Raw genomic sequence first — 6,805 nt, forward strand, 5'->3', positions numbered from 1 at the left:
AGGCCGCGCCGGCTTTCATCCGCAACGGCGCGCATGAAGGTCGTCGGCGTCTCGCCGAACGACAGGGGCTCGATCTCGAGCGCGTTCAGGGCGTAGGCCTCGGCGCGGCGGGCGTTCAGCATCTGGCCGGCGCCCGACTGGGTCGCATTGGCCGGGCCGTCGCCGGTCGGGGCCAGCAGGTCCAGCCGCAACCAGCGCGCCGAGGCCTCGGGCGTCCGCAACCAGTCGACGCCGCCGTCGCCATCGCTGACCGCCGCCAGCTCGCGCCAGTCCTGACGATCCGACGACGCCATCAGCCGGTATCGCGACGCCGCCAGACCCTCGGCCCAGCGCAGGGTCAGGCCGCCGAATTCGCGCTCATAGCCGAGGTCCAGCGTCAGGGTCTGTTCGCCGGCCGCGCCTGTGCGCCATGCGGTGCCGGGGTCATCGTCCACCGCCCGGGCGGCGACGTTCAGCCCGTCCTCGCTGCTGGCGCTGGCCAGCGGACGCGGCGCGACCGACGGTTCGGGCGGCAGTTCACGCAGCTCCAGCTGGTCGACCTCGATCCAGCCTCGCCCCCCCTCGCCCGCCGTGACCACGAACTCGATCCGCTCGGCGCCGCGGAAGGTGCGGTCGGGGTTGGGGCCCCAGGCCCAGATGATCTGGCGCGCCTTGATGGTGTAGCGGGTCCATTCGGCGTTCGCCCTGAACCCCCGGATCTGCCGCCAGTGGACGTTGTCGCCAGAGCCGTCGACGAACTTTATCTCCAGCGTATTGGGCGCCATCTCGCCGCGCAGCCAGAAACTGACCTCGTAGTTGGCGGGGACGTCCAGATCGATGGCGCGGGCGGCGAAGGCGTAGCCGGAGCGGCCGTTGAAGTCGTACTCCAGCCGCATGGCCTTGCCGTCGTGGCCGTCGACGCTGGTGATCGCAGACGAGACGTCGGTCGAGGCGTCGGCAGCCCATGGGGTCAGGGTCTCGAACGTATCGAGCGAACGCGGGGTCTGGGCGTGGGCCGCGCTCGCGAGACCAAGGGCGAAAGCGATGGCGACCGGCAATCCACGCATGCTCGTACTCTCTTTCATTCGTCATCCTCGGGCTTGACCCGAGGATCAGGCGCCGTGCGCCTCGCGGTCAGCAGTCAGTTCGCCGATCCCTCTGATCCTCGGGTCAAGCCCGAGGATGACGGCGGTGAACCGGGTCATCCCTTCACGCTGCCCGCCAGCATGCCGCGGATGTAGTAGCGCTGCAGGGCGAGGAAGAGGATCAGCACCGGGGCCACGGTGATGACGGCGCCCGCCATCATCAGCTCGATGTCCTGCACATGCTCGCGCGACAGGGCGGCCAGCGCCACCGGCAGGGTGTAGTTGGACTGGTCGGTCAGGATGATCAGCGGCCACAGGAAGTCGTTCCAGCTGCCCAGGAAGACAAAAAGCGCCAGGGTGACGATGATCGGCTGGAGCGTCGGCAGGACCACGCGGCGGAAGATCTGGCCCTCGGAGGCGCCGTCGATGCGGGCGGCCTCCAGCATCTCGTCGGGAATGCTCAGCGCATACTGGCGGACGAGGAACAGGCCGAAGATCGAGGCCAGCCAGGGCACCAGCGCCCCGGCGTAGGTGTTCACCAGCCCCATCCCCTTGAGCATCAGAAACAGCGGCAGGGTGCCGATCTGGGCCGGCACCACCAGCGCGGCGACGAGGATCTGGAACACCCGGTCGCGCCCCTTGAAGGCCAGTTTGGCGAAGGCGTAGCCGGCCGGAACCGTGAACAGCAGCGCCAGCCCGGTCGCCAGCGACGCAAGGGCGAAGCTGTTCCACAGATAGCGGCCCATGCCCTGGGTCATGAACAGGTCGCGGTAGTGGTCCAGCGTCCACGACTTCGGCAGCAGCGGCGGCGGGAAGGTGGCGGCCTCGCCCGTGGTCATGAAGCTGACCGACAGCATCCACAGCAGGGGGAAGAGCACCACCAACCCGATCAGGCCGACGGCGAGGTTGAGGAGGATGGCTTTGGGCTTCATGCGACTTCTTTCCCCTCACCGTCATCCTCGGGCTTGACCCGAGGATCGGACGCGGGGCCGCACGACGCATCGTCGATGGCCCTGAGTTCGGCGCGATCCAGCTGCCACTGAGCGCCGGAAAGTCTGGTCCTCGGGTCAAGCCCGAGGATGACGGGGTGAGGAGCGTTCATTCGTAGGCCCCCATCCGCTTCGCCACCGCCAGCTGCACCAGCGTCACCGCCAGGATGCAGAGGAACAGCACGAAGGCCACGGCGCTGGCCGAGCCGAGGTTCCACCATTTGAAGCCCTCTTCGTACATGAAGTAGAGCACCGTCACGGTCGACTGGGCCGGCCCGCCCTGGGTCATCACATAGGGCTCGGCGAACAGCTGGAAGAAGCCGGCGACCGAGATGATCGACACCAGCAGCAGGGTCGGGGCGATGGCCGGCAGGGTGACGTGCCGGAACTGCTTCCACGGCCCGGCCCCGTCGATGCGCGCGGCCTCATACAGGTCGTCCGGCACGGTCTGGAGAACCGCGAGGAAGATCAGCATGTTGTAGCCGAATATCTTCCACACCACGAACATCAGGATGGCGGGAATCGAGGTCGAGGGCTGGCCCAGCCAGTCCACGGGCGGCAGGCCGACGCTCTGGATCGCCCAGTTGATGACGCCGTACTTCGTGTGCAGCAGGTAGTTCCACAGCACCGCCGTCGCGACCAGGGTGGTGACATAGGGGGCGAAGAACATCACCCGCCAGACCGGCCGCCACTTGATCACCCGCGCGTTCAGGATCACCGCCGCCGCCAGCGAGGTCGCGATCGACAGGGGCACCCCGATCAGGGCGAACAGGCCGGTGTTCCGCATCGCGCCCCAGAACAGCGGATTGCCCAGCAGCCGCTCATAGTTCTGCAGACCGACGAAGCGGACATTGCCGATGTCGGCCAGGGCGTAGATGTCGAAATCGGTCAGGCTGAGCAGCAGGGCCGAGAAGACCGGAATGGCGAAGAAGACGCCGATGGCGATCAGGGCCGGGGCCACGAAACCCCAGGCCGCGCGCTCGCGGTTGCGGGCGTTCCGCGCCGGGCGCGCCTTGCGGGAGGCGACGAGCGCATCGACGACGGTCATATCGCCCTCCCCTGTTCCATCATCCAGCGGCGCTTTTCCAGCAGCCGGTCGGCGCGGCGGTCGATCTCGGCGGCGGCGGCGCGGGGGGTGAATTCGCCGCGCACCATCCGTTCGGCGACGATCTGCATCTCGGTGACGACGCGCTCCCACTCCGGCACCTTGGGCACGGCCTTCGCCCGCGACAGCTGGCCCTTGAAGGCGGCGATGTAGGGGTCGTTGGCCACAGCCGGCGTCGCCCAGGCGCTCTCGCGCGCCGGAAGGTCGCCCGTGATGGTGTTGAAGCGCGCCTGCACCGCCGGATCGGAGAGGTAGCGCACCAGCTTCCACGCCGCTTCCTGATGCGGCGAATGACGGTAGACGACCAGAGACGACCCGCCCGGCGCCGAGGCCCCCGGCCCGGTCGGCCCGGGCACGCCCGAGGTCATCCAGCGCGTCGTCGGCTTCAACCGGTTCCTGAAGTCGCCGATGGTCCAGGGACCCGAGAAGTAGAAGCTGAAATAGCCCTTCTCGAACTCGGTCCAGACGTTGGAAATCTGCGTCGAGGACGCGACCGGAGCCAGACCCTCGTCGAACAGGCTCTTGTAGAATTCCAGCGCCGCCACGAACGAGGCGCTGGAGAAATTCCCGCGCGTGTCCCTGTCGCGCAGCAGCGGCTCGGCCCCCTGCAGGCCGAAGGTCAGCAGCTGTTCGAACTCATTGACCGGCAGCAGGACCGCATAGTTGCCCGGTCCGGCCACGCGTTTGACCGCGTGCATCGCCGCCTTCCAGGTCTCCCATGTCTGGGGCACGCCGTCGGGGAAGCCCGCGCGTTCCAGCAGGTCGGCGCGGTAGTAGATCAGACGGGTGTCGACGTACCAGGGCACGCCGACGACCCGCCCGCCGATGCGGTTGGTCTCCAGCACCGCCGGGAACTGGTCGGTCAGCAGGTCCGAAGCGAAGTCCGGCAGGGCGCTGATCGCCCCGATGGCCGCCATCTCGGACACCCAGGTGTTGCCGACCTGGCTGAGGTCCGGCAGCGAATTGCCGGCGTAGGATGTCAGCAGTTTGGAATGGGCCGCCGTCCACGGCAGGGCCTGGACCTCGACCTTGATCCCGGGGTTCAGCCGTTCAAAGTCGGGCAGGATCCGGGGGACGTTGGTCGCCTCATTGCCCATGGCCCAGAAGCGCAGGCGCGTCGTCCCGTCGTCGCGGCCGCCGCACCCGGCCATCCCCGTCGCCGCCGCGCCCGCCAGCAGGCCCAGGGCCGTCCGCCGATCGGGGCGCGGGTTCGTCACAGCGCGCGCACCGCCTCGAGATTGAGCCAGCCCCCGGTGAAGCCGGCGCGTTTCAGGCCGCGCACCAGATTGGGCTCCAGCCGCATCCTGCGCCAGACGGCTTCTGATCGGTGGTTCTCGATCTGGATGACGATCGGGCCCTGGTCGATGCCCAGATAGTCGCCGTCGACCCAGCCGACGTTCGGCACGATACGGCCGTGTTGCAGCCCTCCCTCGCGCCGGGTCAGCGTCGGGTTGAACGAGTCCATGAAGCCGAACTCGGTGTAGATGCCGGTCCCGTAGCGGGCCTTCATCGCCTTCAGACAGGCTGTCACGTCGGCGGGCGCGAAGGGATAGGAGGCCATGGCCGCCGTCGGGGCGATGGTCCCGTCGTCGCGGTCGCCGGGCCCGCGCGCCGAATAGCTGAAGAATTCGCGCTCGCGCCCGTCGACGACCTGTTTGAAGTCGCCCGGTCCGTCGCAGGCCGTCAGGCCCCAGACATCAGCCGAATAGCCGGCCCAGCCCATCGGATTGTCGATGGCGTATTTGCGTTGGGCCTGAACCGCGCGCTCGCTGTTGATGCGGTAGTCGAACTCTTCGCCCGTCTCGCGGATTTTCGCCCGGATCCAGGGGTCGTAGATGCCGCCGAAGTCCACGAACATGTGGCTGTACTGGTGGCCGAACAGCGGGGCGAAGGCCAGGTGCGCGGGGCCCCAGCGGTCGGTCCAGCTCTGGTCGTAGACGCTGCACCACTCCTGCCAAACCGTCGCCGGAACCGGATGCGTCCGACTGCCGATGGCCAGCAGCAGGACCAGCATGCCCTCGTTGTAGATGTGCCAGTCCGCCGGAATGAATCCGGTCTCGGGATGCCAGCCCATGGTGATGCGGTTGGGCCGTACGACGGCCCAGTCCCATTCGATGCGGTCGTAGACGGCCTGGGCGAGGCGACGGATCTCGGCCTCTTCGGCATGGTCCCCGTCGAACCAGCGCGCCGCGAACAGCATGCCCGCGACCAGAAGCGTCGTGTCGACGGTCGACAGCTCGGTCCGGCCGAACCGGTGCCCCGTCTCCATGTCGAGGAAATGGTAGAAGAAGCCCTTGTAGCCGCTCACGCCCGTCGCTTCCGGCCCCTGGGGCGCGTCGTGGAAGAAGCGGATGGTGGTCAGGGTGCGTTCGCGCGCCTCCTCGCGGCTCATCCAGCCGCGCTCGACGCCGATGGGCCAGCAGGTCAGGGCGAAGCCGACGGCGGCGACGGACGAGAAGGATCTGGTCGGCCAGCGGTCGGGCGTCAGGCCGTTGGCGCGATTGGTGACGTGCGCGAACCAGTTGAAGGTCCGCTGTTGAAGTTCATCGACCTCGGGATCCACGAGGGGCGCGACAGGCCTGAAATAGTCGAGGCCTGCGCCGCCGCATCCGCCGATCGAAAGCGCCGCGACACCCGCGACCGTGGAGCCCATCAAAAACCTGCGGCGATCCATGGTCTCATCCTCTTACGCAAACTCGGGTCAGTCAAAAAATGGCCGCCCCCCGGGGAATCAGGGAGCGGCCGTCAGGTTCAGGAGACGGTCAGAAGCTGTAACGCATGCCCACCTGGAAGGTGCGGGTCGGGAACAGCACGGTCGAAGGGCGCTCGAAGTTCGGGTTGGGGCTCGCAGCCGAGCCCGTTCCGCCGTCGAAGCCGGAGAAGTTGTCGAAGTTGAACACGTTGATGACGTCCAGATAGAGCGACAGCTCCGACCCGCTGAACACCGTGAAGTCCTTGGTCAGACGCAGATCCAGGTTCCGGTAGGCGAACGAGTTCGGGATGATGAAGTTGAACTGCTGCGGACGGCCGTGGTTCGGACGGTAGACAAAGTTCGGGCCTCGTCCGTCGAACACGTCGAAGGGCGTGCCCGAACCCAGCGTCAGGATGCCCGACAGCTGGAAGTCGAAGGGCAGGTCCACGATGCCGTTGGCCACGATGCGGTGACGCTCGTCATTGTCGGTCGGACGAACCGGCGAGCTTTCGATGCTGAAGCAGTCGAAGCAGAATGCGTCGCGACCGCCGTTCTGTTCGGCCTGCGACCAGGTGTAGGCGATGTTCAGGCCCCAGCCGGAGTCGACCGTATAGTTCTTGTCCAGCTTGACGTAGAGGGCCCGGAACTCGCGCTCCTTGTTGTGGTCGGAGACCAGATAGCTGCGATACGGGTTCGCGCCGCCCGGGCCGCAGAAGCCGCCGTTGTCGCCGAAGCCGCCGCCGTCGTTGCCGCGCGTGGGTTCGCGGCAGCGGTTCAGATAGGCCCAGGTGAACTCGTTTTCGGTCTTGCCGTAGGCGAGGGTGAACTCGCTCTGCCACTCGCCGAAGCGCTGACGGACGCCCAGGTTGAACTGGTCTGTCCGCGGCGGCTCGAAATCGTTGGCCAGCAGGAAGGCTTCGCCCTTGCCGGGGATGGCCGCCAGGACCGGGTCCAG

General features: G+C 67.5%; 5 protein-coding genes and 1 pseudogene. All 6 read right to left on the reverse strand.

Annotated elements, in window-relative coordinates; translation table 11 throughout:
• Window positions 1-1,064: discoidin domain-containing protein (locus V6M42_RS06635; RefSeq protein WP_332677928.1), on the reverse strand; the 1,064-nt coding region annotated here is incomplete at its 3' end.
• 116 nt (window positions 1,065-1,180) lie between these two features.
• Window positions 1,181-1,996, reverse strand: a complete 816-nt coding sequence (locus V6M42_RS06640) for a carbohydrate ABC transporter permease (RefSeq protein ID WP_332677929.1) — start codon at window positions 1,994-1,996, stop codon at window positions 1,181-1,183.
• 166 nt (window positions 1,997-2,162) lie between these two features.
• Window positions 2,163-3,101, reverse strand: a complete 939-nt coding sequence (locus tag V6M42_RS06645) for a carbohydrate ABC transporter permease (protein WP_332677930.1) — start codon at window positions 3,099-3,101, stop codon at window positions 2,163-2,165.
• Window positions 3,098-4,375, reverse strand: a complete 1,278-nt coding sequence (locus V6M42_RS06650; protein ID WP_332677931.1) for an extracellular solute-binding protein — start codon at window positions 4,373-4,375, stop codon at window positions 3,098-3,100. The genes V6M42_RS06645 and V6M42_RS06650 overlap by 4 nt, the downstream gene beginning before the upstream one ends.
• Entirely contained in the window at window positions 4,372-5,832 is a 1,461-nt protein-coding gene (locus tag V6M42_RS06655) for a glucoamylase family protein (protein ID WP_332658392.1), read from the reverse strand. The genes V6M42_RS06650 and V6M42_RS06655 overlap by 4 nt, the downstream gene beginning before the upstream one ends.
• 88 nt (window positions 5,833-5,920) lie before the next feature.
• Window positions 5,921-6,805: pseudogene (locus tag V6M42_RS06660) on the reverse strand (TonB-dependent receptor); the annotation flags it as partial.

The organism is Brevundimonas sp. (assembly GCF_036677305.1).
Taxonomy (GTDB): domain Bacteria; phylum Pseudomonadota; class Alphaproteobacteria; order Caulobacterales; family Caulobacteraceae; genus Brevundimonas.

What these genes read in the sequence shown, in the direction of transcription:
- V6M42_RS06640 (WP_332677929.1), bottom strand. Translation starts at nt 1,996, where the DNA reads ATGAAGCCCAAAGCCATCCTCCTCAACCTCGCCGTCGGCCTGATCGGG.
- V6M42_RS06645 (WP_332677930.1), bottom strand. Translation starts at nt 3,101, where the DNA reads ATGACCGTCGTCGATGCGCTCGTCGCCTCCCGCAAGGCGCGCCCGGCG.
- V6M42_RS06655 (WP_332658392.1), bottom strand. Translation starts at nt 5,832, where the DNA reads ATGGATCGCCGCAGGTTTTTGATGGGCTCCACGGTCGCGGGTGTCGCG.